Genomic DNA, 26,136 nt, shown 5'->3' on the forward strand with positions numbered 1-26,136 from the left:
TTGACTATGGAGGTAACGATGCGCATCTCGAGCAAAGGCGACTACGGGTTGCGCGCGCTATTTGATTTGGCGCAGCGCTATGGCGAGGGGCCGATCCAGAGCGAGGCTATCGCTGGCCGGCAGGGGATTCCGGTCAATTACCTTAACCAATTGTTGATCACGCTGCGCCGGGCCGGTTTGGTTGAGAGCTTGCGCGGGCCGCAAGGCGGCCATCTGCTGGCCCGCTCACCCGAAACGATCACGTTGCTCGAGGCGCTGACGGTGTTGGAAGGGCCGATCTTGCCGGCGGAAGGCGGGCGTGACGATTTGCAACCCACCGAACCGCTCGATCGGGCGCTGATCGATGAGGTGTGGAGCGAGCTGCGCGCTACAATTGAACGCCGGCTGGCTTCAATCACACTCGATGATCTTTGCCAGCGTAAACGTAGCCGCGATGGGGCGGTGATGTATTATATCTAAACGCAAAGACGCTAAGAGCGCAAAGATGGATGACGGGACTGTTCCCAAGCGCACGTGAGCCAAAACATCGTAAAAACTTTTGCGCTCCCTGCGTCCTTCGCGCTTTTGCGTCTTCTGCGTCTTCGGAGCCGGACAGCCGTCCGGCTCTACGTGCGCCTTTACAGTATCAATCCCATGCTCTCCATCCAAAACCGCAGCCACGACATCGCCCCGGCAATCACCAACGTCGGAATGAGCGCAATCGTCGCTGGGCCGGCCAGTTGGCGGATGCTCGTCACTTTGCCTTCATAACCCATAAACAGGCTGGTCAGCAACAAACAGACCAAATAGAGCACACCGAGAATGCCGAAGAAGGCCAAAAACGCTAGCGGCCAGAAGGTGATGCCGAGGTTGCCGTAGATGGCAGCCAGCGCCAGCAGGTTAATCACGATAATGCCGAGCAACTGCAGCCAGTTGGCAAAGACCGGCTGCTGTGGATCGACATTCTGGCGCAGGGTGTTGTTGAGCACAATGTGCAGCGCGGCGGCAATGGTGATTCCCATGCCCATACCGGTGAGCGTGCGCAAGAAGTTGTCAGGCGGGTACCAGTTGGGCAGCCCCAGATCGAGGAAGAGCGAATTGAAGCCGTCAACCGCCATAATGCCCACGAAAGCCACCAGCGTCAGCGAAATCGGCCACGGCGGAATCTTGCCGGCCCTGCCGCGCCCGATTGCGTACAGATAGAGGAAAGTGAGCATAAAGCTCAGGTAAATGCCGCTGTTGCGCGCGCAGAGCGGAAATTGCAACCCGCCGACAAAGATGTTGTGCTGTTGGGCGCAGATGCCATGTACGACCGCATACATCTTCCACTCCAGCGGCATGCCGGGGCTGAAGAGCAGGGCCACCAGCAGCGCACTGAAGCTGCCGAGAAAGATCGGCCCCCACGGGACGGGCCTCCTCTCGGTCTCTTTCCGCGCCGCAATCCGCTCTTGCGCCATGCGGAGAATCTCATCCGGAGAACGTTCGCTCATCGTACCTCCGCTAGTCGCTCAGCCAGCCGCGCGGCGGTTAACGCGCCGAGATGGCGGGCGGCGATGGTGCCATCGCGATTGATAAAGAAGGTGGTCGGTAAATTCGTCACGCCGTACCGCTCGCCAATCGCGCCGTTGCGGTCGGTAATCAGGGGGAAGCTGACGCCTACTTTCGGCACGAAGGCGGCAATCGCTTCAACCGACTCATTGCGGTTGACCGCCAGTATCACCAGATCAGGGTTAGTGCGGCGAGCTGCCTCTAATTCCGGCATCTCTTCGACGCAAGGCAAGCACCACGTGGCCCAAAAATTGACAATCACCGGTTTGCCGCGTAGGTCGCTCAATTTGTAAGTGCCATCGGCCAGTGTGTAGCTGAAATCGGGCGCTTTTTCGCCGGGAATGGCGGCCCAATCCGGTTTGGTATCAATCAGCTTGCTTTCCGATGCAATCGGTGTCTCACCTACCACCAGCGGCTGGCTGGTCTGCGGCGCGCCGGTGCAGGCGACAAGGACGAAGATGAAGCTGAGGAAGATGATAGCGTATCTCATAGTCTCATTCTACCATGGGTGTGATCGGTTACAACGCTGAACGCAGCGGGTCACGTGCTCGCGTTGCATTACTCTTTACAAACTGCGATGCCTTCCAGCGAAACGGGCCAATTGCGCTGGCGTCGCTTCCGGCGGTATAATGCTTCGCCGGTAATCATGCACGACCGCCAACGATGGTCTTATGTCTCTATCATACCGCATTCGCCAATTTCGCAACGCCTTGTGCGCCGATGTTTCACCCGCCGAATATGCACTGGTCGCGCAGGTGCTCACTCCCGCCGAGCAGCGATTGTTTTGGCAGATGCCGCTCTACGATCGGCGGCACTGTCTCGATGTCTACCAGACGCTAGTCGCCGCCGGCGAGCGTGATACGTTGTTGTTGCGCGCGGCGCTCTACCATGATTGCGGCAAAGTCGATGACGCGGGCCGCCCGATGGCGCTCGGTTGGTATGTGCTGGCGACGATCCTCAAACGCTGGCCGGCCCTCTATCTGATTGCCGCCCGGCTGGCGCCGGCGATTGCCATCTATGCCGACCATGCCGCTCGCGGCGCGCGTATGGCCGCTTCCGCCGGTTGCCCGCCGGAAATTGTCGAGACGCTGCGCCATTACCATGATCCCCACCCAACCGGTCGCGCTGCCCGGTTGCAGTGGGCCGACGAGCAGAATTAACGTCTGCGCACATTTGCGGCAGCCAACGTACTATCTATGCCCTACGAAGTTACCTTGCCCGCTTTCACCGGCCCGCTCGATCTGCTGCTCCGTCTGATCGAACGCGCCGAACTTGATATCACCACCATCGCGTTGGCCCAAGTGGCCGACCAGTATTTGGCCTATGTGCGCGCGCTGGAAGCGGTCGAACCGGACGAGCTAGCCGAGTTCGTGAGTTTGGCTGCTCGTTTAGTACTGATCAAGTCGCGCGCGCTCTTGCCCCGCTCGCCGAGCGCGCCGGCAGCGCCGGTTGATGAAGATGCTGAGCAGTTGGCGGCCCAGCTTGAGTTGTACCGGCGCTTTAAGCAAGCCGCCGAGCTGCTGCGCGTCTGGCACGAGAGCGGGCGCAGCACCTTTGCCCGCGTCGCGCCGCCGCCGCTCACGATCGCTCCGCCTCCGGCCAGTTACCGTATCGCCGATCTGTTGCAGGCGCTGGCCCGCCGCGCGCAGTTGCAGTTGCTGCTCGAACCCGAAGAGCGGATTGTGCTGGAGCCCCGGCTGACCGTCGCTGAAGTCGCTGCGCGCATTCGCGCCCGGCTCGAACGCGCGGCGTGGTTCGATTTTAGCGATCTGCTCACCACGCAGCCAACTCCCGAAGAGGTGATCGTGTCGTTTTGGGCGGTGTTGGAATTGCTCAAGCGGCGCGCGATCATCATCGAACAGGCGTCGCTGTTCGGCCCGATTCTGATCGGGCGCGGCGAGTCACCAATCGAGATCAGCGAAGCCGATGAGCGCGAGTTGTAATCAGCGCCGCGATATGCGACAATGCAAATACGTGACAGATCCTTCCAGCGGGGAAGACTGAGAGAGGTGCTAAGCCCGCTCCTCCCCCCAGCGGGGGAGGGAGGAAGGGGTAGAACGGCGATTAGCTTGTGGGCGAGCCACCCGCACTCCGCGCCGGAGGAGGGGGCGCGGACCGCCGGCCCGCCACTCCCCCAGCGGATTGAGGCGCGGACAGAACGTTTGGTCGAACAAAGCCGTTGATCCCAATGAGATGCCTCAACGCTTAACATTGCCCGCCCCTCTCTCTCCCTGAGTGGGAGAGGGGCTGGGGGTGAGGGCCGTCAGCCCGCGCAGCGGGATTCGTTACCCAAGCCCGGCCCTTCAGGGCCGGGTACCGGATCAGATGGCCGGTCTGTACCTTGAACCTAGCGGGAAAGGCCGGGAGGGGACTACGTAACGAACAACGCCTATGACGAGTGCTTCGCATCCTACAGCCGCAAACCAATCACTCCCGCTCGGCGACTGGCTGGCGTTTGGCGATGCGTTGCGCGCCGATGACTCGCCGGAAGGTTTGCTTGGCGAGGTAGTTGAGACGCTGCGGCGGATCGTGAGCAGTCCGTGCGTCTATGCGCGACTGCGTGATGACGAGAGTGACACGCTGCATGCCGTCGCCTTCGCCGGCGTCGAACCACAGCTCGCCGAGCAGTTGCAGGCCGCGCCGGTCGAGCCGGCGCTGTACCAGCCCTTGTTGCGGCCCGAATACCGGCTGAGTTATTCGTATCTCGTGCCGGCGGAAGCCTTGCCCACTGGTGTGCCGGACACGGCGGCAATTGCGCCGGCGGTGGCGTTGTTAACGCCATTGCGGGGGCGGGGCGAGCGGTTGATCGGGGTGGTTGTGATTGCATGGCCGCAGCCGCCCGATCTGGCGACGGTGCGGATGGTCGAGGCGATTGCCCGCCAAGCCGCGCTGGCGGTGGAAAACGTGCGGCTGGCCGAGCGCAGCGCCCGTCTGCTGGCCAAAGAGCAATTACTAGCCGAGTTGGGGCGCGCTGTCGGCGCAACCCTCGATCTTGACACCATCCTGCGCCAGACCGTTGATCGGCTGGCTGCGGCGTTTGGTGGCGGCTTGGTGGCGTTGCTCAATGAAGCCAACGACTTGCTTGTCGCTGCGGCAGCGCCATCGTTGGCAGACCTGGTTAGCCATCGCTTGCCACTGCTCGATGGCACGCTGGCATGGGTGGCGCAGAGCGGCCAACCGTTCGTGATTGACGATTGCCGGATAGACACACGCGAGGCGTTGGTGTTTGGGCCTGATGTCGCCTCGTGCGTGATTGCGCCATTGCGTAGCGGCGGCAGGGTGATTGGTATTTTGAGTGTGGTGAGCCGCCGCGCCGGCGCATTCAACGATGAAGATGTCGATCTGCTCGAAGCGATTGCGGCGCAGGTTAGTGGCCCAATCGTCAGCGCCCAACTCTACGCCGAGTCGCAGCGGTTGGCGGCGCAAGTACAGCGCCGCGCCGATCAATTGGCGGTGCTGAATTCGATTGCGCGCATCGTCACCGCCACGCTCGATCTGCGCGAGTCGTTGCCACTGGCGACCCAACGCATTCAGCAGGGGTTTGGCTATCCGCAAGTCGATCTATTTTTGATTGAAGATGATGCCAGCGAACTGGTATTAGTCGCTTCCGCTGGCCAGTATGCGCCGTCACGGGTCGGTTATCGCCAGCACATCAATCTCGGTTTGGTCGGGCGGGCTGCGCGCAGCGGGCGGATTGTGTGCGCCGAAGATGTGGCCAGCGAAGCCGATTATCTTGGTTTGAGCGAGCGGCTCGATATTCGCTCGGAGCTGTGTGTGCCGCTGATTGCCAACGGCAAGACTTTGGGCGTGCTCAATATCGAATCGCCGCAACCGGCTGGTTTGACCGCCGAAGATGCAGCGGTGCTCGAAACCGTGGCCGATATGCTGGCCGGCGCAGTTGAGAATGGCCGGCTGTACCAACGCGCGCAACAGGCGGCGGCGCTCGAAGAGCGCAACCGCTTGGCCCGCGAGTTGCACGATAGCGTCAGCCAGCAGCTCTTTAGCATGACGCTCACGGCCCAAGCGGCCCGTGCCCAGTTTGAGCGGAATCCGGCCCGCGTGCCGGCATTGCTCGATCGGCTGCAAGAGACGGCGACTGCCGCGTTGGCCGAGATGCGCGCACTCATTTTTCAATTGCGCCCGCCGGCGTTGCGCGATCAGGGATTGGTGGCGGCGATTCAACAGCATGCTCAGCATCTGGCCCACCGTGAAGGGTTACGGATCGAGCTAAACGTGATTGGCGACGAGCGCCATGCGCGCGGCATCGAGCAACCGCTGTTCCGGATCGTGCAAGAGGCGCTCAACAACATCGTCAAACACGCCGCGGCTCGCAATGTCCAGATTCAACTTGAACTTACCGCCGAACAAGTGCGTATTCGCGTGATCGATGATGGACAAGGCTTCGACCCCGCCGCGCGTCCTTCCGGTGAAGGCCGCCATCTCGGTTTGCTCAGCATGCGCGAACGGGCTGCCGAACTCGGTGGCACCTTCGCTGTTCATTCGCGGCCCGGCGCCGGCGCCGAGATTGAGGTGGTGGTGCCGCTGCGCGGGCGGAATGCGGGTAGTGAGGAGGGAATGGGCAGGAGGGAGTAGGGAATAACACGCTTCAGAATGATGAAGCTCCCTCTGTGTGCGGATGAGATGAAGGGAGCTGGAGGGATGAGGGTCAATCATCTACAGACTAATCTTTTAGCTCATATCAAGCAATACGTGGTCAGCGCAAGCGGATGATATATGGCTTACGCTGCCCTCCCTTGGCTCGTGTACCCACAGGAGGCCGGCTGATGGAACAAATAACCGTGCTGTTGATCGATGATCATCGCGTTGTGCGCCAAGGGTTGCGCGATTTTCTCGAATTGCAACCTGATATCGAAGTGGTCGGCGAAGCAGGCAGCGGCGAAGAGGGGGTGGAACTGGCCCGCGAGCTCTTGCCTGATGTCGTGCTGATGGATCTGGTCATGCCCGGCATTGATGGCGTCGAGACCACCCGCCGGCTCAAAGCGGTCAGTCCCTCATCGCAGGTGATTGTGCTGACCAGTTTTACCGATGACAACAAGGTCTTTCCGGCGATCAAAGCCGGCGCTATCTCGTACCTGCTCAAAGATATTTCACCGGAAGAGCTGGCCCATGCCGTCCGCGCCGCCTGCCGCGGCGAAGCGGTTTTGCATCCCGATGTCGCGGCCAAGTTGATGCAAGAGTTCAACATGCCGCGTCCTAACGAAGCGCCGGTCGAGCAGCTCACCCCGCGCGAGATGGATGTGTTGCGGTTAGTGGCCAAGGGTATGTCGAACAAAGAGATCGCCGATACGCTGATCGTCTCGGAAAAGACGGTCAAAACCCACATCAGCAACATTCTCTCGAAACTCCACTTGGCCGATCGCACGCAAGTGGCGATCTATGCCTTGCGCAAACGACTAGTGCCGATTGATGACGAGGAGTAATCCACAAGGACTGTATTATGACTAACGCACGGATCGTCTTGCTCGGCACTGGCACCGGCTTGCCTGATCCCGATCGCGCCTATACCCATCTGGCTTGGGATGGGCCGGGTGGGCCACTGCTAGTTGATGGTGGCGGCGAGAGCTACCGCCGTTTGTTGGCGGCGGGGATTGACCCGCAGACCTTGCGGGGTGTCATCCTGACCCACAGCCACTGTGATCACATCAATGGTCTGCCGGCGTTACTCTTTAGCCTGCGGTTGGGCGGGCGCACCGAGTCGCTGCCGGTCTACGGTCTCGCGCCAACCCTCGAACTGGCGCGTGGGTATGTGCTGGCGGCAGGGTTGGAAGAATGGGCGGATATAACAGAATGGCGACCGATCGCTGCCGGCGACCGGCTGCGTCTGCCTGATGGTTTAGAGGTTGCGACCGCGTTGACGGCGCATAGCCGGCCATGCATTGCCCTCCGCTTCACCGCGCCATCGTTACCGACAGTGTGTTACTCGGCTGACACCGAGCCGTGCCCGGCAGTGACCGAACTGGCCACCGGCGCGCACCTGCTGATTCACGAAGCGACGGTTGCTGAGCCGTTTGCCGGCCACACCACCCCGCGTCAAGCCGGCGCAGCTGCCGCCGCCGCCGGAGTGCGCCAACTGGTGCTGGTGCATTTCAGTCCACGCTGGACAATGCCGGTCGCGCAGGCGTTGGCCGAGGTAGCTGCAAGCGGTTTCACCGGCGCAGCGCAGATCGGCCACGATTTGCAATCGTTACCATTGTAGAGCCGCCCGGCCGGGCGGCTCCCCGTCGATGCCGGTGCGTAATGGATGCCGGTCACGCAACCGGCCGTGCCACCGCCACAATGGTTGCAGCGGCGCGGCGCAATCATTGTCACGCCGCCCGGCCGTGCGGCTCTCTGTATATACCGGCGTGGCACAGACTGGCCATACCCATATTGCCCGATCCTGTGCAACCCTGACACGATTTGCACACTCTGGCGAATCATGGTATCATTCTCCCAATCCGAATGACACGAAGTCAATGCAGCGCAACGATGCCGCGTGGGGCAAGTTCGCCTCATTCCCAGAGGGATCGCACGGTTCGCAGCGCCGGAAGGTCCGGCGCGATCGCGCAACCGTATCAGATTGTATAGGAGAGGACATGCGTAAACACATCACCTTGGTTCTGGCTGGGTTGCTCAGCTTGATCTTGGCTGCCTGCGGCGGCCAAGCCCAGCAGTCGCCCACCACAGCGCCGGCCCAGCCGGCCACCACGGCTCCTGAGCAGCCGACCGCTGCACCGGAGCCGACCGCAGCGCCTGCTGCGACTGCAGCGCCTGCTGCGACCGCAGCGCCTGCCGGCGGCACTCCTGCCCAACCCGCAGCCGGCGGCCAGATTGAGCGGATTCTGGCGCGTGGCACGCTAATCTGCGGTGTTAACAACAACCCGCTGCCCGGCTTCGCCACCGTCGATGCGGCTGGCGTCCGCCGCGGCTTCGATGTCGATTTCTGCCGTGCAGTCGCAGCGGCGTTGTTCGACGATCCGGACAAGGTTGAGTATCGCCCGCTCAGTGCCCAAGAGCGCTTTACCGCCTTGCAGACCGGCGAAATTGACGTGCTGATCCGCAATAGCACGTGGACGCTGAGCCGCGATGGCAATCTCGGTCTTGACTGGGCGCCGACCACCTTCTACGATGGACAAGGCATGATGGTGCGCAAAGACAGCGGCATTGAGACGCTGGAGGACATGAATGGCGCCACCATCTGCGTGCAGACGGGTACGACTACTGAGTTGAACTTAGCCGACCAGTTCCGCGCCCGTGGCCTGACCTTCACGCCGGTTGTCTTCCCCGATGGCGATGCGACCCGTGCTGCCTATGATGCCGGCCAGTGCGACGGTTTCACGACTGACAAGTCGGGTCTGATTTCGAGCTTGACCCTGCTCAGCAACCCGGCTGATCACAAGATCCTCGAAGTGACGATGTCGAAGGAACCGCTTGGCCCGTCGGTCCGGCAGGGCGATCCGCAGTGGTTCGACGCGGTGCGCTGGATCGTCTTCGCGACCTTCCAAGCTGAGGAATACGGCATCACATCGCAAAATGTGAACGATTTCCTGAACAGCGACGTGCCCGAGATCCGCCGCTTCCTCGGCATTGAGGGCGATCTGGCCAAGGGCATCGGTTTGTCGAACGACTTTGCGGTGCGCATTATTCGCCACGTGGGCAATTACGCCGAGATCTACGATCGCAACCTCGGTCCTAATACGCCCTTCAATCTGCCGCGCGGCCTGAATGCGCTCTATACCGACGGTGGTCTGCTCTACTCGCCGCCTTTCCGCTAGGCGTCGAACGGCTGGCTTCCGGCGAATAAGTGCTTGGATGTGAATTGGAGGGGCGATGCCATACGTCGCCCCTTTCATAAAGATGTTGCAATTGCAACGTCGCTCAGAACATTGCTTGTTGACATGACGGTTTGCCGTGTGCATTGATATTGTACTTTTGCGCTGCAAATCAAGATGCTTGCGACAGTGTGAGAGAAGTGATCGTTTGATTTCTACTCTTCTTGGGGAATGTTCATATAAGGAGTAGCCTATGGCGGCTGGTTCTCCACCACTTCTTCCTTCCGGTAAAGTAACGATTCCGCTTTATCGTGATACACGCATTATTGCGATCATCGTGCAAATCGTCTTTGTAATCGCGGTCGCCGCGCTGCTTTGGTACCTCTACTCAAACATGATGAATGGGTTGCGGCAGGCTAATTTGTTGCCGACATTCGCGTTTTTATCGGTTCCCGCCGGCTTTCCGATCGCGGAAAGTGTGATTCCGTATGATCCCTCAATGACATACGGGCGCGCATTTGTGGTCGGGATTTTGAATACGGTGCGAGTTGCGGGTATTGGCATTATCCTTGCCACAATCTTGGGTTTGATTCTTGGCATTGCTCGCCTCTCTGACAATTGGCTATTGCGCAATGTGGCGCTGGTATATGTGGAAATTGTGCGCAATGTGCCATTGCTCTTGCAATTGATCTTCTGGTTTTCGTTGACCCGTCTGTTTCCCCGTATTCAAGAGAGTATTGATATCGTTGGTCTGCTCTACCTGCATAACCGCGGCGTGACGCTGGCATGGCCGCAGGCGGCCAATGATTTCGATGCGTGGATGGTCTGGGTGTACGGCGGGATTGTGGTCGGCGTTATTTACTATGTAATCCGCCGCGTCCAGTTTGCTCGCCGTGACCGGCCCGGCGTGGCGATGCCGCAAGCCTTCCTGATAGCCTTAGGTGTGGCTGTGATCGGGTTCTTCACGACCTATTTCATCTACGGCGCATGGCCGGTGAGCCTCTCGATCCCCGAATTGCAGCGGTTTAATTTCGTAGGCGGTATTACCGTCACCAATAGTTTTGCCGCGCTGTTAATCGGTTTGGTGATCTATACCGCTGTGTTTATCGGCGAGATTGTGCGTAGCGGTATTCTGGCGGTCAATAAGGGTCAGCGTGAAGCGGCGCGCGCGCTGGGGTTGACGCCCGGCCAGACGATGCGGTTGGTGATTCTGCCCCAAGCGCTGCGCGTGATTATCCCGCCGCTTACGAGCCAATACCTGAACCTGACCAAGAATAGCAGCTTGGCGGTGGCGATTGCCTATCCTGACCTGTTCTACGTGGCGAGCACGATCAACAATCAGACCGGCCAAGCTGTGCCGGTGATCTTGATGTTGATGGCGAGTTACCTCTCGGTTAGCCTGCTGACGTCGCTGTTTATGAACTGGTACAACCGCCGCATTCAACTCGTCGAGCGCTAAGGAGATGCCTGTGGCTACCGAAATCAGTCGCCCAACTTCGCGCCGTGCGCCGCGCCAGCAGATCGGTTTGATCGAGTGGTTGCGCAAGAATCTCTTTTCGACGTGGTACAACGTCATCATTACGCTAGTGTTGCTCTACGTCATCGTCCAGATGGTGACGAGCTTTGTCTCGTGGATGGTGACTGCCCCCGGCTGGCCGGCGGCGTTTACTAATATCAAGCTGTTGCTGACGTGGACGTACCCGGTCGATCAGCTTTGGCGTCCGCAGGCGGCAATGGCGTTGGTGATGGCGTTGCTTGGTCTGAGTTCGGGTCTGTGGGGCGGTATCGTGCGCATGGTGGCGTTAGGCGCCGCAGCGATCAGCGTTGCGTTCGGTTTTGTCGCGTTTACCTTCCCGGATTTGCCCGGCCAGACCTCGCTGCCCGGCTGGCTCTTCATGTTTATCTGTGCGGTGTTGCTAGTTGGCGGCGATCAACTGGCCCGTCTTATTGGGAATAAGGTGCGGTGGCCGTTGATCATCGCGTGGCTGCTGGCCTACCCAACCGTGATCTTGATCTTGCGCGGCGGGATTAGCTTGCCGGTGGTTGAGACGAAGCTGTGGGGCGGGTTGATCCTGACGCTCATTCTTGCCGTGAGCGGGATTGTGCTCTCGTTCCCGCTTGGCGTGTTGCTGGCGCTAGGCCGGCGCAGCTCGTTGCCGGTCATCCGTACCTTCTGCGTGCTCTATATCGAGTTGATCCGCGGGGTGCCGCTGGTGACGGTGCTCTTTATGGGTGCGCTGTTGCTGCCACTCTTCCTCCCCGGCGGTGAGAGCATTGATGCGCTGGTGCGGGCCGTGATTGCGGTGACGCTCTTTAGTGCGGCGTATCTGGCCGAGAATGTGCGCGGCGGTTTGCAATCGATCCCGAAAGGGCAGGTTGAGGCAGCGCGCGCGTTGGGGTTGAATGTCGTGCAGACGACACTGCTGATTACGCTGCCGCAGGCGCTGCGCGCGGTGGTGCCGGTGCTGGTCGGCCAGTTTATCTCGTTGTTCAAAGATACCTCTCTGGTCGTAATCATCGGTCTCGTCGATCTGCTCGGTGCAGCGCAGAATATCGTCGGCCAGCCGGAATGGTTGGGTACTCCCGGCGGTGTCTGGCGCGAGACGTTTCTCGTCATTGCGGCGATTTACTGGGTGTTTAGCTTTACGATGTCGCGCATTAGCAAGCGGATCGAGGATCAAATTGCGCGCAGCCGGCACTAATTGCGGATTGTTCTCTGTCTCGAACGAAGGATGTCATATATGAGCGGAAACGGCAGTAACGAACCAATTATCATCTGCGAAAACGTCAATAAATGGTACGGTAATTTTCATGCCTTGAAGGATGTAAGCTTGCGGGTAAAACGCGGTGAAGTGGTGGTGATCTGCGGCCCTTCCGGCAGCGGCAAGAGCACCTTCATCCGCACCATCAATCGGCTCGAAGAACATCAGGAAGGGCGGATCACCGTTGACGGCATCGAAATGACCAACGATATTCGCAATATCGATGCCATCCGCCGCGAAGTGGGCATGGTGTTCCAGCAATTTAACCTCTTTCCCCACCTCACGGTCTTGCAGAATATTACGCTGGCCCCGATTTGGGTGCGCAAGAAGACCCGCAAAGAGGCTGAGGTGAAAGCCTTTGAGCTGCTCGAGCGGGTGGGTATCCGCGAGCAGGCCCACAAATACCCCGGCCAACTATCCGGCGGCCAGCAGCAGCGGGTGGCAATTGCGCGCGCGCTGGCGATGGAGCCGCGCATCATGCTGTTCGACGAGCCGACCTCGGCGCTCGACCCTGAAATGGTGAAAGAGGTGCTTGACGTTATGAAGACGCTGGCTCGCAGCGGTATGACGATGCTCTGCGTGACCCACGAAATGGGGTTTGCCCGCGAAGTGTCTGACCGGATCGTCTTTATGGATCAGGGCCAGATTGTCGAGGAGGGCACTCCCGACCAGTTCTTCACCAATCCGCGCAACGAACGCACCAAGCTGTTCCTCAGCCAGATTTTGTGACCGGATGGGGCGCATATCTGTGCGCCCCGTCTGCTCATTCATCATCGCCGTTATCCTCGCCTTGGCGACGGGCAATAGCGGCGGCATAGATCGCCTCAATCGCAATCGCGGCCCGTTCCCACGATAATTCGGCCACGGCCCGCGCTCGCGCTCCGGCAGCGCGCTCGGCGGCTAATTCGCGGTTGGTTAGCGCCAGCTCGAGCTGAGTGGCGAAATCTGCGGCGTTGCCTAGTTTGGCGTAGAAACCGTACGGCCCTAGAATCTCGCGGTTGACCGGCGTGTCAAAGGTAACGGTGGGCAACCCCATCGCCATATAGTTGCCGATCTTGCCGTTGCCTTCGGTCAAACTCATCTTGGGCGCGACCGCCACCTCGCCCAGGGCCAGATAGCTGTGCAAATCGCGGTAGATGATGCGCCCCGGCAAGGTGACGTGATCGGCGATGCCTAAGCTGGCAGCGAGGTTACGGTAACTTTGCGGATCAGGGTGGCCCATAATCAAAAAGTGCAAATCAGGGTGGCGCTGGCACATTTGTTGGGCCACTTCGAGCAGCAGATTGGTGCCTTGATAAGGCGCTAGCAGCCCGATATACACGACAATCCGGCGATCAGGCGGAATGCCCAATTGCGCGCGCAGTTCGGCGCGCTGAGCAGCCCATGCCGGTGAGCCGTCGTAGGGGCGAAAGCGTTCGGTATCAACGCCATCGGCAATCGTAAAGAGGCGTTCTTCCGCCACCGAGCGATCGCGGCGCAACAGATTGGCCGCGTTGTGGGTGGAAGTCATGACCGCGTCGGCAGTGCGATTCAGCATCCGTTCAAGCCGGGCCAATGGCACAAACAGCGGGTTGGTGCGCCGGATGAAGCCGTGGTCGAGCATTTCGCTGGTCATACTGCCCTGATAGTCGAGGATCAAGGGCCGGTTGAGTAAGCGTTGCAGCGGCAAGCCGATCGCAGCGGCTTCGTGGGTGTGGGCATGGATGATGTCAGGGCGAATGCGCAAGGCGGTGCGCAAGGCGCGCCACCCCAACCCTACGTCGAGGTAGAGTTTGTGACGTGATGAACCGACGACAGCGCGTTTGATCCACGGTACATCCCATGATCGGTAGATCGTGATACCCGGAATGTCATCGCCGTTGTGGTACGTGACCAGCACAATCCGGTGGCCGCGATGTTGTAAAGCGCGAATCTCTTCCAGAATCCGCACGTGGTTGCCGTAGTCGGAAAAGAAGCTGGTCGAGGCAATCATTAAAATGGTGTACGGCATGGCAGTACGTGGCGCTAGCCAAGAATAGCCGCTTACTGGGCGGCGCTGGTGCGACGTTGCACGACAAGGTGCAACGGTGGCCCGGCTGGCGGGATTGCGCCAGCCAGAATCGCTTCATAGTGAAGGTCGGGATACGGCAGCCCCAGTTGGCTGATCCATTCTTCGGGCAATGAGTCGGGATCAAAGGCAAGATGAACGACGCCGCGCTCGCCGTAGAAGGTGGTTTCGACAGCTTCAAACCGCTCTTCGCAGACGGTGTCGCCTTCGTACACGCCACGCGCCCAACTGACGCCATTGCCGCCGACTTCAATCCAGACACTACGGGTATGCAGCCGGGCCGTCAATGCACGGGCCAGATTCCGGTCGGCAAAATAGCGAGGATCTTCCCAGATTGCTACCCACCCTTGAGTGGCGGGAGCAATGAAAAAGTGGCGGTAGGGTTTATCAGGTATCATAATAATGCCGCTAATCGCATGCGGCGGGCGGTCAACCGCAATCCATCCCTGTTCGGCAAGGATAGCGGCTAGTGCCGCCGCAACGGCAACATGGTCAAGATGGGCAACGTACATCGCAGCGCTGTTGTTCATCATCGGCGCTATTGTATGACAGCCATCGTTCCTGCGCAACTGGAGTGCATTGATGAATCTGGCCGAATTACGTAAGGAATATACCCAACGCGGCTTATCAGAAAGTGAAGCGGACGCCGACCCGATTGCTCAGTTTACCCGCTGGCTGCGCGAAGCGGCTGAGGCTGGCCTCATCGAACCAAACGCGATGACGCTAGCGACGATTGACCCCGATGGGCGACCCTCGGCGCGGATGGTCTTGCTCAAAGGCGTTGATGAGCGTGGTTTCGTGTTTTTCACCAACTACGAAAGCCGCAAAGGGCGCGCGTTGGCGGCGCATCCGGCGGTGGCATTGGTCTTTTACTGGCCGGAGCTGGAACGGCAAGTACGGATCGAAGGCTACGCTGAGCCACTCAGCGCTGAGGAATCGGATGCCTACTACGCTACGCGACCGCTTGAAAGCCGGATTGGTGCGTGGGCCTCGCCCCAGAGCCGGCCCATTGCCAACCGCGCCGAACTCGAACAGCGTATTGCCGAGATGACCGATCGATTTGCCGGACAAGAACCGCCGCGCCCGCCCTTTTGGGGCGGGTATCGGGTGTTCCCCGATCGGATTGAGTTTTGGCAAGGGCGGCCATCGCGCCTGCATGACCGGCTCTGTTATACTCGCACCGCTGTCGGTTGGCGGCGTGAGCGGCTTGCGCCATAATTAGCCGTTGCCCCGGCTGGCAGTATCGTTTATAATGGCAGCAACGATTTCCCGATCACGATCGGGTAGTCTTCCGGCCTCTCATGTACAAATGCTTGAAGATACAGGTGGCCGGCTATGTGGAGGAGGATCGCGCGCATGTTTGGTTCGAACCGCAAATCCGCTCAACCGCAACCGATGGTCAATGGCCGGCCAGAGACGGTGATCGGAGCCAATACTCGCTTTGTCGGCACCTTGAATGCCGAGGGTAACGTCCGCATCGATGGCGCTGTGGAAGGCGATATTGAGGTCGTCGGCAATCTGATCATTGGTGAAACGGGGCGGGTGATTGCGACAATAAAGGCGCGGAATGTGCATGTGTCAGGCGCGGTAAAGGGTCAAATTACCGCGCTGGAACAATTAGAAATCTCGCCGACCGGTAAGGTGTGGGGTGACATTACCACTGCTGCCTTGCATATTGAGCCGGGTGGTCTCTTCCGCGGCCAGAGCTCGATGACGACCAATATCGAAGAGCCGTTGCTGTTGGAAGCGCCCCGCGAATCGCGATCATCGTCTGAATCGTAAACGCTTGCGGTTGATGACGCGCGGGAAGGCATCACTGATCATTCCCGCGCGAACACCTTCGTATGCCACGCTATCGCCAAGCCTCGACATCCGCCACTCTCGTGACTGGCCTCCGGCGCAGTTGGGCGATGCTGCGTGGCCGGGTGCGGCGCTGGCTGGCGGCCACCTTTCCCGGCGGCGGGCGCACGCTGGCCTCGTTGGCGCTAATCGCGCTGCTGCTGATTATGACCGGCGGAATGGCAGTGAATCTGGTGAATCAATTGGTCATTGCGCACCATCTTGAACGTGAGTTGGTGGCTGCCAACGACCAAGTAGCTGGTTTGCAGGCAACAACGCAGGCGCTAGCCGCGCAGCTTGAGTACGAACGCTCGGATGCCGCGGCAGAAGAGTGGGCGCGCGATCTCGGTTTGGCCCGTGAGGGTGATATCGTGATCGTGCCCGAACGGGTGCCGGAGGTTGCGCCAACTACGGCGCCGCCGGCAGTGCCGTCGCCCGTCCCGTTGCCGCCGCCGCCGCCCAACTGGCAGCGTTGGTGGCAAGCATTCTTTCCGTAGGGTGATGTCTAAGATGTCGGACGAACGCTATGCTTGGTCATAGCGTTATCTTGTCGCGCCGTCTTCAATCCTCTGTACTGTCATCATGTTGCTCCAACTCGCTGACGAGCCCTTCTAGTTGGTTCACGAGCGCGATTTCGAGAATGGCGATGCGCGAGCTGCCGGCAATGGCGATGGCTTGCCAAATCAGGCGACGCGCCATCTCGCCATCTTGACGGTTCGCATACAAGATCGCCTGTGTGCGCAACCCCAATACCTGCCCATAGCGATCGCCGATCGAGCGCGCAATGTGTAACGCCTGCTGCAATTGGCGCTCGGCTTCATCGAGCTGGTTGCCGGCCAGCATCGTGTGACACATCCCTATCAACGCGTGATTTTCAATGATCCAATCATTGGCCGCACGGGCAAGCTCACTGGCCCGCTGAAAGCGCTGGTGCGCTTGTTGAAACGTGCCCATCTCAAAGAGGATCCAGCCTTGCAGTTCTTGACTTTGCGCGGCGAGGTTCGCGATCGGTATGAGGTTTGCGAGCGCGTGATCCGGCGCTGATTGGCGCACCAATATCGCACAGAGTCGGTCAACCTGTTGGAGGTGGGTGAGAGCTTCCCGCTCTTGACGCTTGAGCGCCAAGCATTGGGCGGTGATGAGCCAGATGTTGGCCTGCAACAGGCGGCTGAGCACGGCGTTGCTGTGCCTGAGCCGATCGACTTGGATTTGAGCGTAAGCGAGATGCGCATCAAAGAGGTGTAATTCCCCGCTGATGAGGATGTGGTGGAGATGCAATACTGCTGCGATGGCAGTGATGTTAGGCTGGTCTTCCTCACCCAACAAACTTTGCAAGAGCGCGAAATCCTCGCTCTGGTGCAGATGATTGCCGGTGCGATCGTTGAGCAACATCCGCAAGACAAGGAGTTCCGCGCGGCGTTCACTATGGCCCGGCAACCCAATGCCCTGTTCGAGATAGCGCAACGCGCTGTTAAACAGAGAACGGCGCGCACTGATCAAGGCGGCCTGCTGGCAATGCTCAATCACCTCTGACCATAGTTCGGCACGCAGCGCATGGTGGATAATGACATCGTATACAGCGAGCGGCGCTTCGCGCTGGGCGAGTTCGGCCTGATAGGCAGTGGCATACCACTGGTAAATGGCTTGATGCAATTCGCGCCGTTGCGCAAAGAGCAGGCTGGTGTAGGCTGCTTCATGCGCGATCCCGAAACTAAAGCGGTATACCGGCTCTGGATCGGCCATCTCGGCTTCAATTAACTGATCGTGTACGAGCGATTCAATGTCGTGACGCAATTCGGTTTCACTCAGCCGTGCGGGATGGATGTGGTGTAGCAAGCGCAAAGGGAAGCTCCGCCCGATGACCGCAGCGACTTTGAACGTCAGGCGGGTGCGTTCATCCATCTGATCGATCCGCGCTTGTACAATACCAATTGCCGAGCTGGAGAGTTGGACATGCGGCAGCGGGCCGAGCAGGCGCGCCTCATCTTGTTCGATCGCAATCAGCCCTTTTTGCAACAAGAGTCGCACATATTCTTTGATGAAGAGAGGTTGCCCCGTCGCGTATCGTTCGAGATATTGAAGGAGACGAGGGTCGATCGTGCGCACGCCGATCAGCTCGCAGATGAGGTTTGCCCGGTCGGCGACCGGCAGCCGTTCGAGCTGGTGATGGGTTGTAAACGGGAGTTGGCGCAATGTTTGGGCGAACGGCGACAGATGTTCGGGCAGGGGTCGGTATGAGAGTGCGACTACCAATGGTAGATGCGGCGTCAGCACCTCGATGATCTCGCGGAGCAGCAGCAGCGATTCTGGATCGGCCCAATGGACATCTTCAAGGATGATCAAGATGGGTTCGCGTTGCAGCCGGTGCAACAGTAGTTCAACCACGAGTGGGGCGAGGTCGATCAGCTTGGCTGGCGGCGGAAACCCTTCCACGTCGAGGAGCCGCGCTAGGGCAGCTATCTGATGAGGCATGGCCGTTGGCAAATCGGTCAATGCCTGTTGTAAGCGCACGCGGCGCACATGCATCGGTGCATGATCGTCAATGTCGCATAACTCGCCAACAATCGTGCGCCAAGGGTGGAGGGGCCGTTCTTGGGTGCCGCTGTGGCATTCGCCGCGAAAGCCGTGATACCCGCGCGTAAGCCATTCCAAACTAAGATAGTACAACAGGGTCGATTTGCCAATCCCCGTCTCGCCCTCGATAAGCAAGATATTGCTGTGATGAGTTGCTCGATCGATGATCTGATTGATTATCATGCGTTCTTGGTCACGCCCGATCAAGGTGACATGACTGGGCAGCGCGGCGCGCAACGCATGCGAACCGGATTCGTCGGTACGTATGCGATCGGAAAGCACCGTGGCCGCGGGAATATTGCGATCGTACCCCTTGATGCTCATCAGTTGCGGCGAGCTGGTGCGGTAGCGGCCAGTCGTGTCTTGCCGCACCCGCCCTGAGATCAGAATCTCTCCATTGGCAGCAAGTTCCATGAAATGCGCGGCAAGATTCATATCTTCGCCTTGAGCCGTGTACACGCGGCGGAGCCGGCTGCCGACTTCACCTACGAAGAGCGAGCCGACGGTAATGCCCGCTTTCCGGATCACCCCCCGGTCGCGCAATTCAAGCGCGCAGCCGATGGCGCGGCTGGTGTCGTCGCCATGCGCGACCGGTGCGCCAAAGAGCAAGACCATGACGGCGCCTTTGTTTCCAACCTCAATCTCGTTTAACCACCCGCCCCACCGCATCGCTACTGATTGCGCTTGCATCACTAGCGGTTGCAGATCGATCGGGTTTTCAGGTAGATCAAAGGCGGCAAAGACCGGAACGCACCGGCGATATTCGGCCACAAGCGAGTTGAGGCGGAGGCGGCGGGCAAAGCTCGGCGGCAGAAAGTGTTCCCACGTCAAGGTTGGGGAATCGATTGGCGGATGATACTCAATCAACGGTGTGGACTGGCTATTCGTGACAAGCAAATGCACTTCACCCGGTTGCGCTTGTTGTTCGGCCAGACTCGCTGCATTGATCGGTTGACCAATCAAGACGGGATGGATGCCTTGATTCGGTATGCCTGCTAACACGAGGTAGACCGGTCCGACGCTCACCCCAACGCGCAATTCGAGATTGTATGGCCCGGCAGGCGTTATGATGGGGTTAAGGGCAGCAATGGCATTATGCAGCGCATATCCGCAGTGAACAGCGAATGCGGGATCACTGATGTTTGGCCACCATGCAGTGAAGGCGTCGCCGGCAATGTGAATGACGTCACCGCCATTGGCGGCAATCGTCGCGATCATAGTCTCGAAGTAGTTGCGCAAAATGCTATGCAGTCGTTCGGCTCCGTCAGGGAGAGTGGCGAAGGTGGCGGTCAAGCGGGTGAATCCGCTCAGATCGGTGTACAGGATGGTCGCTTGGTAGGTCTGCACTTGCCCCGGACGGAGCAGCCCTGCGCCAAGCGCGTCGCGCAGGGCTGCGGGTACGTAAGGCCGAAAGAGTTGGCTGGAGGTTTGCTGTTCCATGGGCAGGGATGGCTTGTTGGTTGTCCGACTCTATTGTACCCTGACTCAGGCGGCGAAAATCGGTATGGTATACTGTCAAACGATGGTTGATGTTATTTCTTGCAACCATCGGTGGCAAAAGATGACTCTTCGCCGCATAACGTAAATGCTGTTCACAGTCTGTGAAGCGCGTTTCCCAATATGTTCGGCATCCTTTTCCGTCTCTCCTGAATGGTGGCCGATTCGCGAGGGAACGGTGGTGAGCGTTTCGTGAAGAACGTGATTGACAGACTGGTTTGGATAAGAAAGAAAGGCTATCTGTGAGTCCTGAACGATTGCAAAAAGTATTGGCTAGCGCCGGCATTGCCTCACGCCGCGACTGTGAAGAGTTGATCGCTGCGGGACGGGTGATGGTGAATGGCCGGGTGGTTACTGTGCCCGGTACGCGCGTCGATCTTGACCATGACGAGGTGTTGGTTGATGGGCAGCCACTGCGGATGCCGGCCAAACGCACCTACATTATGCTCCACAAACCGGCTGGAGTGGTTTCGACCGCGGAAGACACTCATGGTCGCCCAACGGTTGTCGATCTGGTTGATGTGCCGGTGCGCGTCTTTCCGGTTGGCCGGCTCGATCTTGATAGTGAAGGGTTGATTCTTCTCACTGATGATGGCGAGCTGGCCCATGCGCTGACCCATCCGAGCTTTGAGGTTGAAAAAGAGTATCGGGTGTTGTTAGATCGAGCATTAACGCCTGAGGCACTGCGGAGTTGGCGGAATGGCGTGTTGCTCGATGGCGAGATGACGGTCCCGGCATGGGTTGAGTTGATTGGCACCGTGCCGGAGGGGGTGTGGGTGCGGATTGTGTTGCGTGAGGGGCGTAAACGCCAGATTCGCGCGGTAGCGAAGCTCTTGGGTTATGAGGTGCTGCGCCTGATCCGGGTGCGTGAAGGCGAGTTGGAGCTCGGAGATTTGCCGCCGCGCGCTTGGCGGCACCTGACCGATGAAGAGGTCGCTGCCCTCCGCGCTCACATACCCACACGCCGGTCGTTGCCGGAACGGTCTAGCGAACCTTCGCCGGCGGCGCGGCGTAGGAGTGGCTCAGCAAAGGCCGTGCGTGAAACACCAGTTGCACCAGAACGATCCCCACGTGCGCCAAGGGGCGAGCGGGTTGCGCCGCGCGAGCGTGGTGACGAGCGCCCGCCGCGCAGCCGGAATGACGAGCGGGGGCCGGGGCGGGGATGGAGCGAAGAGCGCCCGCCGCGCAACCGGAGTGACGAGCGGGGGCCGGGGCGGGGATGGAGCGAGGAGCGCCCGCCGCGCAACCGGCGTGACGAGCGGGGGCCGGGCCGGGGCGGGGATCAAGAACGCCGTGAACCGCCATCCCGGCGCAACATGACTGACCAACCATCCCGGCGTAGTTCGGAACGAACGGATCGATCAACACCCGACAATCGCCGGCGTTTCCCGCGGCCACGCCGTTATGACGAACCGGAATAGCTTCTATCAACACAAACTCTAGATTATCTGCACTGTTCCGCTTGACAATGATTGGGATAGTGGTATAAATTGAGCGGTACAATTTTGTGATAGATACCACAAGGAAGGAACAGAGCAATGAACATTTGGTTGCGCATGATGGCATTCACCGTTCTGGCTGCACTAGCAATGGCGCTGGTTGCCTGTGGCGGCGGCGGTGGTAGTGGCGGTTCGAGCGGTGGCGGCCAGAGCAGCGGGCCGGTCACGTTAGAGATTGGCTCGAAGGGCGAAGAGTTGGCGTTCGATAAGACCGAGTTGCGGGTTGCCGTCGGCCAGACGGTGACGCTGCGCTTCAAGAACAACTCGGCAGTGCAGCAGCACAACTGGATCTTGGTCAAGGGCAGTGATGCGGAAGCGGCAGCGATTGCCAATGCCGGTTTGAGCGCTGGCCCGGCAGCAAATTACTTGCCGGCTGACAAGAGCAATATTCTGGCTGAGTCGCCGCTGACCAATGGCAATGAGACGGTGGAAGTCACCTTCACCGCGCCAGCAGCCGGCACCTATATCTATATCTGCACGGTGCCCGGCCACTATCCGCTAATGCAGGGCAAGCTGATTGTCACCAATTAATGTGGGTGTTGTGACAGCAAACGACAAGGTGCGACATTCGTGTCGCTCCTTGTTTCGTTAGATGGATTGTTGCCGATCTACACGGTGACTGTGTGTTGGTTGGGTTCTGCTGTGCGGTACAGGCGAACCATGAGGTTCAAGAGGTGCCGTTCCACTTCGGTGGCGACGGCTCGCTCGGCTGGAGACACCGGTAGCCGGCCAAGCTCTTCAAAATACCAGCGGATCATCGCTGTAGTGTGTTCATACGACACACCCCAGCGTGGTAAGACGCCACGGGCCCAGCGCAGCTCGGTTTCAGCGATTTCGAGGGCGTCAAACAAGAGCATTGCCCGGATCAAATCGCTAAGTGGCCGCACGGCTACTTCTGCCATACGCTCGACTGGGCCATAGTTCTCTTCTAAGCGCAAGGTGTGCGTCAGTTCGGGAAATGCGCGTAACAGCCGGGCGGCAACACGCTCAGCGATAGCTTGCCGATGATCGTCAACGCGGCGGGCAAGTTGGGTGGCAGCGATCTCATCCATACGTGCCATCCTTCCTCTCTAGGCCCCCTCATTATAGCACGCCGCTCTCTCGGCTGTCTCTGTGCATAAGGCATGAATTGCGTGGAAATTCTTCGTGCAGATCTTAGCAACTAAACCACGACTGCGCTGCGCGCACCACAGCGCGCAGGCGAGGGCGTTGGATGCGCTCGATTGCTTCCGCTAGCGGCACCCACTCGGCGGCAACGATTTGCTCCCTCCCTCCGGTTGGCCGGGCGCGACCGTTGATCGCGTGCAGCAAATAGTAATCGACCAGCTTGCGCTGCGTTCCTTGCGGACCATTGATCAGGTAATCAACGCTGCCAATCAGATCAATGACTTCCGCCACCACGTGGGTCTCTTCATACACCTCGCGCACAATCGCCTTGCGCGGCGGTTCATTTGCTTTGAGTTTGCCTTTCGGGAGTGACCAGAACCCTTTACGCTTCCGAATCAACAAAATCTCAATGGTTTGATCAGATTTCAATCGGAAGATGACGGCGCCAACGCCACAGATCGTTTTCATAACTGCCACGCTTGTTGTGAATATGAGCCGCTTCTGGTTGGTTGCCGGCAATAATGCAGGTTTCAGATATCATAGTCTCTATCATACCGCGTTTGGGTGGATCAAATGTGTTGATGGGTCTAACGTTTGAGCAAGATTTACCGAACATAACCATTCACGGCCCTAGACGCTCGTCGTGAACATAGTAGACAGGCATGGCATTACCACGCCTGTCTATCCATTCGTATGCCTAAGGAAGAGCGCCGGTGGTTAATTCACGGTCGCCGGTTGTTGGCGCAGCAACGTAACAATGTCATCTTCGATCTGCGACGGCACATCGGTGGGTGCGTAACGCCGGCGCGGCTTGCCGTTGCGGTCGACCAAAAACTTGGTGAAGTTCCACTTGATCGCGGTGCTGCCAAAGAGACCGGGTTGCTGGGTTTTGAGGTAGGTGAAGAGCGGGTGCTCATTGGGGCCGTTCACGTCAACCTTTGCGAAGAGCGGAAAGGTGACCTGATAGGTGCGTTCGCAGAATTGGGCGATGGATTCGTCGCTGCCCGGCTCTTGCATGAATTGGTTGCTGGGAAAACCGAGAACGCTGAATCCCTGATCGCGATAGCGGCGGTACAGTTGTTCGAGACCGGCGTATTGTGGCGATAGACCGCACATACTGGCGACGTTGACAATCAACAGCACTTGGCCGCGATAGTCGGCTAGTGACTGCATTGTACCGTCGATGCGTTGGGCGGTGAATTGGTATATTGGCATAGCCTTGCTCCTTGCAAAGTGTGTGCAAACGGTATACTACGTATTATCCCACAAATAGAGCGGCTGGCAAGATACCATTGATCAGCGCGCTGCTGCCGTTATCCCTGTCATGGTGAGAGCGGGTTGGGGCTAGGAACTTTCCCATGTTAGCTGAAGCAATCTTCTCTGAGTACGGCAGGCAGCATTCTGACCGGTTGGCAATCTCTGTCCAGAGCATTTCTGCGGCATGATATGAGGTGGTGCGAACGAGCATAGCTTTCGTTGACAACGATAGCTGTAAATGATATATTGTCTCATGTAATTGAATCGCTCTTTGTTTATTCCTACTGGTAGGTTACGATGCCGCTTTACGTCTACGAATGTGCCGAATGCGAGATTGAACTGGAAGAGCTGCGTCCGGCGTGGCAGGCTAACGATCCAATCGAGTGTCCGATTTGTCACGAATTTTGCCGGCGCGTTGTCAGCACCTTCCACGTTCAGCGTGCGGCTGAACCGCTCTACGCGACCCCGGCCCATGTAACGCGGGTTGCGCATGGTCTGGATTGTCCCTGCTGCCGGCCCCGCCGGCGCTCGTAACTCGTAAGGAGAACGCTCTATGGAAACGCCTGCCCCTCCCGTTCCGGTGACGATTCTGACCGGCTTTCTCGGCACTGGCAAGACCACGTTGCTCAACCGTATCGTGCGGGCCGATCACGGCTTGCGCACGGCGGTGCTGGTCAACGATTTCGGCGCAATCAATATCGACGCGCAGTTGGTGGTAGGGATCGAAGGCGATACGATTGCGCTGACCAATGGGTGCATTTGCTGCACGATCCGGGATGATCTGCTGCGCACGGCGTTGCGCCTCGTAGACCGGCCCTTGCCGCCAGAGTATCTCATCATTGAAGCGAGCGGGGTCAGTGATCCGTGGGCCGTGGCCGATACGTTTCTGTTGCCTGAACTGCGTCCCTATTTTCGTCTTGATAGTGTGATTACGGTGGTCGATGCCGATTATGTTCGCCAGCAGCCGGCCTACGAGTCGTTAATCGTTGAGCAGATCAGCGCCGCTGATATGGTTGTGCTCAACAAAATCGATCTGGTTCCGCCCGATCAACTTGCTAACGTTGAAGAGTGGGTGCGCCGGATTGTGCCGCAGGCACGGATTGTGCCGACAACCTATGGCGACGTACCGCTGTCGTTGATGCTTGATGTAGGCCGGTTTCAGCAGCGTGCAGCAACGCCGCGCTTGGTGACCGTTACTACCCACGATGAGGGGCATGCTCATGCAACAGTCCCTCACGATGATCATCACCACAATCACGGCGCCGAGTTTGCCACGTGGAGCTACGTCTGTGATCGACCTTTTACTCTCAACGCCTTTCGCCGATCTATTCTGAACTTGCCGCCGGCTATTTTCCGTAGTAAAGGATTGGTCTATCTGGCCGAAGTTCCGCAACGGCGGGCCATTTTGCAGGTGGTAGGGACGCGGGTGCAGGTGACGGTGGGTGAACCGTGGGGTGATCAAACGCCGCAGACGCAAATAGTATGCATCGGTTTGCCGGGTACGTTCGATGAACCTGCGTTGCGCGCGATGTTTGATCAATGCTTGCTCGCGCCGGATCAGCCGGTGAGTGATACGCTGGCAGCGTTTTAGGCGCAGCAAAGGGTGGCAGGATTGTGAACGAGCGCACGGAAGCGCTGGAAGAGTGCATTTTTATGTTATACTACAATTCTTGTTGGAGCCGTCGCTCGTTGCACAGGAAGTCATGTATCGCCAGCACTCGTTCTGTTCATTCTGCGGCCAGCCGTTTGCCGAGCACCAGTCATGGCCTCGCGTCTGCTCGCATTGCGGCAGTACAACTTATCGTAATCCGTTACCGGTGGTCTTGTTATTGCAGCCGGTTGATGATGGCTTGTTGCTCATCCGGCGATCAGCCTATCCACGTCGTGGCCAGTTAGCGCTGCCCGGCGGGTTTATCGAAATGGGGGAACGCTGGCAAGACGCGGCGGCGCGTGAGTTGTACGAAGAAGCCGGGGTTGAGATTGATCCGGTGTTGGTCAGCGATTTTGCCGTTCGCAGCACACCCGATGGCTATCTGCTGGTATTTGGGATCGGGCCGCAACTGCGCAGCGCGGATTTACCGGTGTTTTTGCCCAATAGCGAAGCTGCCGAGCGCGTGATCATTACCTCGCCGGCTGAGCTGGCCTTCCCGCTGCATACCGAGATGGTGTTGCGCTTTTTTACCCAACTGCGCCAATGGCGGCCTTTGACGTAGCGCGGGCGATGTTGGCGACAACGGTTCGATCAGCAGCCTCCC

At 59.0% G+C, this 26,136-nt stretch carries 26 protein-coding genes; 18 read left to right on the forward strand and 8 right to left on the reverse strand.

Annotated elements, in window-relative coordinates; translation table 11 throughout:
- Nucleotides 1-18 precede the first annotated feature (18 nt).
- Complete coding sequence (locus U9R61_RS07745; RefSeq protein WP_066788730.1) at nt 19-459, forward strand: RrF2 family transcriptional regulator; 441 nt, start codon at nt 19-21, stop codon at nt 457-459.
- 158 nt (nt 460-617) lie between these two features.
- Here the strand turns inward: U9R61_RS07745 and U9R61_RS07750 are convergent, their stop codons facing one another.
- Both U9R61_RS07750 and U9R61_RS07755 read right to left on the reverse strand, forming a co-directional pair.
- The gene (locus U9R61_RS07750; RefSeq protein ID WP_322488239.1) at nt 618-1,469 is read right to left on the reverse strand and encodes a DUF2085 domain-containing protein; all 852 of its coding nucleotides are present in this window, start codon (nt 1,467-1,469) and stop codon (nt 618-620) included.
- On the reverse strand, nt 1,466-2,017 hold the full coding sequence (locus U9R61_RS07755; RefSeq protein ID WP_322488240.1) for a TlpA disulfide reductase family protein: 552 nt from the start codon (nt 2,015-2,017) through the stop codon (nt 1,466-1,468). The genes U9R61_RS07750 and U9R61_RS07755 overlap by 4 nt, the downstream gene beginning before the upstream one ends.
- Before the next feature lie 181 nt (nt 2,018-2,198).
- Here U9R61_RS07755 and U9R61_RS07760 point away from each other — a divergent pair, with 181 nt between their 5' ends.
- The 9 genes from U9R61_RS07760 (at nt 2,199) to U9R61_RS07800 (ending at nt 12,790) form a co-directional block, all read left to right on the forward strand.
- The gene (locus U9R61_RS07760) at nt 2,199-2,687 is read left to right on the forward strand and encodes an HDIG domain-containing metalloprotein (protein WP_322488241.1); all 489 of its coding nucleotides are present in this window, start codon (nt 2,199-2,201) and stop codon (nt 2,685-2,687) included.
- A 36-nt stretch (nt 2,688-2,723) separates the two neighbouring features.
- Complete coding sequence (locus tag U9R61_RS07765) at nt 2,724-3,470, forward strand: ScpA family protein (RefSeq protein WP_322488242.1); 747 nt, start codon at nt 2,724-2,726, stop codon at nt 3,468-3,470.
- Nucleotides 3,471-3,918: 448 nt separating this feature from the next.
- Nucleotides 3,919-6,120, forward strand: a complete 2,202-nt coding sequence (locus U9R61_RS07770) for a GAF domain-containing protein (protein ID WP_322488243.1) — start codon at nt 3,919-3,921, stop codon at nt 6,118-6,120.
- A gap of 191 nt (nt 6,121-6,311) precedes the next feature.
- Nucleotides 6,312-6,968: a response regulator transcription factor gene (locus tag U9R61_RS07775; protein ID WP_322488244.1), complete on the forward strand. Its 657-nt coding sequence runs from the start codon at nt 6,312-6,314 to the stop codon at nt 6,966-6,968.
- A 17-nt stretch (nt 6,969-6,985) separates the two neighbouring features.
- The gene (locus tag U9R61_RS07780) at nt 6,986-7,744 is read left to right on the forward strand and encodes an MBL fold metallo-hydrolase (RefSeq protein ID WP_322488245.1); all 759 of its coding nucleotides are present in this window, start codon (nt 6,986-6,988) and stop codon (nt 7,742-7,744) included.
- Between the two features lie 379 nt (nt 7,745-8,123).
- Nucleotides 8,124-9,302, forward strand: coding sequence for an amino acid ABC transporter substrate-binding protein (locus tag U9R61_RS07785; protein WP_322488246.1), 1,179 nt, complete (start codon nt 8,124-8,126; stop codon nt 9,300-9,302).
- 250 nt (nt 9,303-9,552) lie between these two features.
- A complete protein-coding gene (locus U9R61_RS07790; RefSeq protein ID WP_322488247.1) occupies nt 9,553-10,758 on the forward strand; it encodes an ABC transporter permease subunit in 1,206 nt (401 codons plus the stop codon).
- Between the two features lie 4 nt (nt 10,759-10,762).
- On the forward strand, nt 10,763-12,001 hold the full coding sequence (locus U9R61_RS07795; RefSeq protein ID WP_322488248.1) for an amino acid ABC transporter permease: 1,239 nt from the start codon (nt 10,763-10,765) through the stop codon (nt 11,999-12,001).
- A gap of 39 nt (nt 12,002-12,040) precedes the next feature.
- The gene (locus U9R61_RS07800; protein ID WP_322488249.1) at nt 12,041-12,790 is read left to right on the forward strand and encodes an amino acid ABC transporter ATP-binding protein; all 750 of its coding nucleotides are present in this window, start codon (nt 12,041-12,043) and stop codon (nt 12,788-12,790) included.
- Between the two features lie 34 nt (nt 12,791-12,824).
- Here the strand turns inward: U9R61_RS07800 and U9R61_RS07805 are convergent, their stop codons facing one another.
- A complete protein-coding gene (locus U9R61_RS07805) occupies nt 12,825-14,051 on the reverse strand; it encodes a glycosyltransferase family 4 protein (RefSeq protein ID WP_322488250.1) in 1,227 nt (408 codons plus the stop codon).
- A gap of 32 nt (nt 14,052-14,083) precedes the next feature.
- Nucleotides 14,084-14,641 (reverse strand): hypothetical protein, encoded by a 558-nt coding sequence (locus U9R61_RS07810; RefSeq protein WP_322488251.1) that lies wholly within the window; start codon nt 14,639-14,641, stop codon nt 14,084-14,086.
- Between the two features lie 46 nt (nt 14,642-14,687).
- Between U9R61_RS07810 and pdxH the strand changes: the two genes are divergently transcribed.
- The 3 genes from pdxH to U9R61_RS07825 all read left to right on the forward strand — a co-directional run bounded on the left by pdxH (nt 14,688) and on the right by U9R61_RS07825 (nt 16,444).
- The gene (gene pdxH, locus U9R61_RS07815) at nt 14,688-15,326 is read left to right on the forward strand and encodes a pyridoxamine 5'-phosphate oxidase (protein WP_416208828.1); all 639 of its coding nucleotides are present in this window, start codon (nt 14,688-14,690) and stop codon (nt 15,324-15,326) included.
- Nucleotides 15,327-15,464: 138 nt separating this feature from the next.
- A complete protein-coding gene (locus U9R61_RS07820; RefSeq protein ID WP_066788774.1) occupies nt 15,465-15,890 on the forward strand; it encodes a bactofilin family protein in 426 nt (141 codons plus the stop codon).
- 62 nt (nt 15,891-15,952) lie between these two features.
- Complete coding sequence (locus U9R61_RS07825; protein WP_322488253.1) at nt 15,953-16,444, forward strand: septum formation initiator family protein; 492 nt, start codon at nt 15,953-15,955, stop codon at nt 16,442-16,444.
- Nucleotides 16,445-16,508: 64 nt separating this feature from the next.
- On the opposite strand, the gene U9R61_RS07830 is transcribed toward U9R61_RS07825, so the two are convergent.
- Nucleotides 16,509-19,961 carry an AAA family ATPase gene (locus tag U9R61_RS07830; protein ID WP_322488254.1) on the reverse strand — a complete coding sequence of 1,151 codons (3,453 nt, stop codon included), beginning with the start codon at nt 19,959-19,961 and terminating at the stop codon, nt 16,509-16,511.
- Nucleotides 19,962-20,260: 299 nt separating this feature from the next.
- Between U9R61_RS07830 and U9R61_RS07835 the strand changes: the two genes are divergently transcribed.
- Together U9R61_RS07835 and U9R61_RS07840 are read left to right on the forward strand one after the other, a co-directional pair.
- On the forward strand, nt 20,261-21,439 hold the full coding sequence (locus U9R61_RS07835) for a pseudouridine synthase (protein ID WP_322488255.1): 1,179 nt from the start codon (nt 20,261-20,263) through the stop codon (nt 21,437-21,439).
- A gap of 117 nt (nt 21,440-21,556) precedes the next feature.
- On the forward strand, nt 21,557-22,048 hold the full coding sequence (locus U9R61_RS07840) for a plastocyanin/azurin family copper-binding protein (RefSeq protein ID WP_322488256.1): 492 nt from the start codon (nt 21,557-21,559) through the stop codon (nt 22,046-22,048).
- A gap of 77 nt (nt 22,049-22,125) precedes the next feature.
- Here the strand turns inward: U9R61_RS07840 and U9R61_RS07845 are convergent, their stop codons facing one another.
- The 3 genes from U9R61_RS07845 to U9R61_RS07855 form a co-directional block, all read right to left on the reverse strand.
- Nucleotides 22,126-22,569, reverse strand: coding sequence for a hypothetical protein (locus U9R61_RS07845; RefSeq protein ID WP_322488257.1), 444 nt, complete (start codon nt 22,567-22,569; stop codon nt 22,126-22,128).
- 103 nt (nt 22,570-22,672) lie between these two features.
- Entirely contained in the window at nt 22,673-23,092 is a 420-nt protein-coding gene (locus U9R61_RS07850; protein ID WP_322488258.1) for an NUDIX hydrolase, read from the reverse strand.
- A gap of 249 nt (nt 23,093-23,341) precedes the next feature.
- Nucleotides 23,342-23,839 carry a glutathione peroxidase gene (locus U9R61_RS07855; protein WP_322488259.1) on the reverse strand — a complete coding sequence of 166 codons (498 nt, stop codon included), beginning with the start codon at nt 23,837-23,839 and terminating at the stop codon, nt 23,342-23,344.
- Nucleotides 23,840-24,178: 339 nt separating this feature from the next.
- Here U9R61_RS07855 and U9R61_RS07860 point away from each other — a divergent pair, with 339 nt between their 5' ends.
- The 3 genes from U9R61_RS07860 (at nt 24,179) to U9R61_RS07870 (ending at nt 26,094) form a co-directional block, all read left to right on the forward strand.
- Nucleotides 24,179-24,415 (forward strand): FmdB family zinc ribbon protein, encoded by a 237-nt coding sequence (locus U9R61_RS07860; RefSeq protein ID WP_322488260.1) that lies wholly within the window; start codon nt 24,179-24,181, stop codon nt 24,413-24,415.
- A 19-nt stretch (nt 24,416-24,434) separates the two neighbouring features.
- A complete protein-coding gene (locus tag U9R61_RS07865) occupies nt 24,435-25,472 on the forward strand; it encodes a GTP-binding protein (RefSeq protein ID WP_322488261.1) in 1,038 nt (345 codons plus the stop codon).
- Between the two features lie 112 nt (nt 25,473-25,584).
- Nucleotides 25,585-26,094, forward strand: coding sequence for an NUDIX domain-containing protein (locus U9R61_RS07870; RefSeq protein ID WP_322488262.1), 510 nt, complete (start codon nt 25,585-25,587; stop codon nt 26,092-26,094).
- Nucleotides 26,095-26,136 lie beyond the last annotated feature (42 nt).

This window comes from Chloroflexus sp., assembly GCF_034431535.1.
Classification (GTDB): domain Bacteria; phylum Chloroflexota; class Chloroflexia; order Chloroflexales; family Chloroflexaceae; genus Chloroflexus.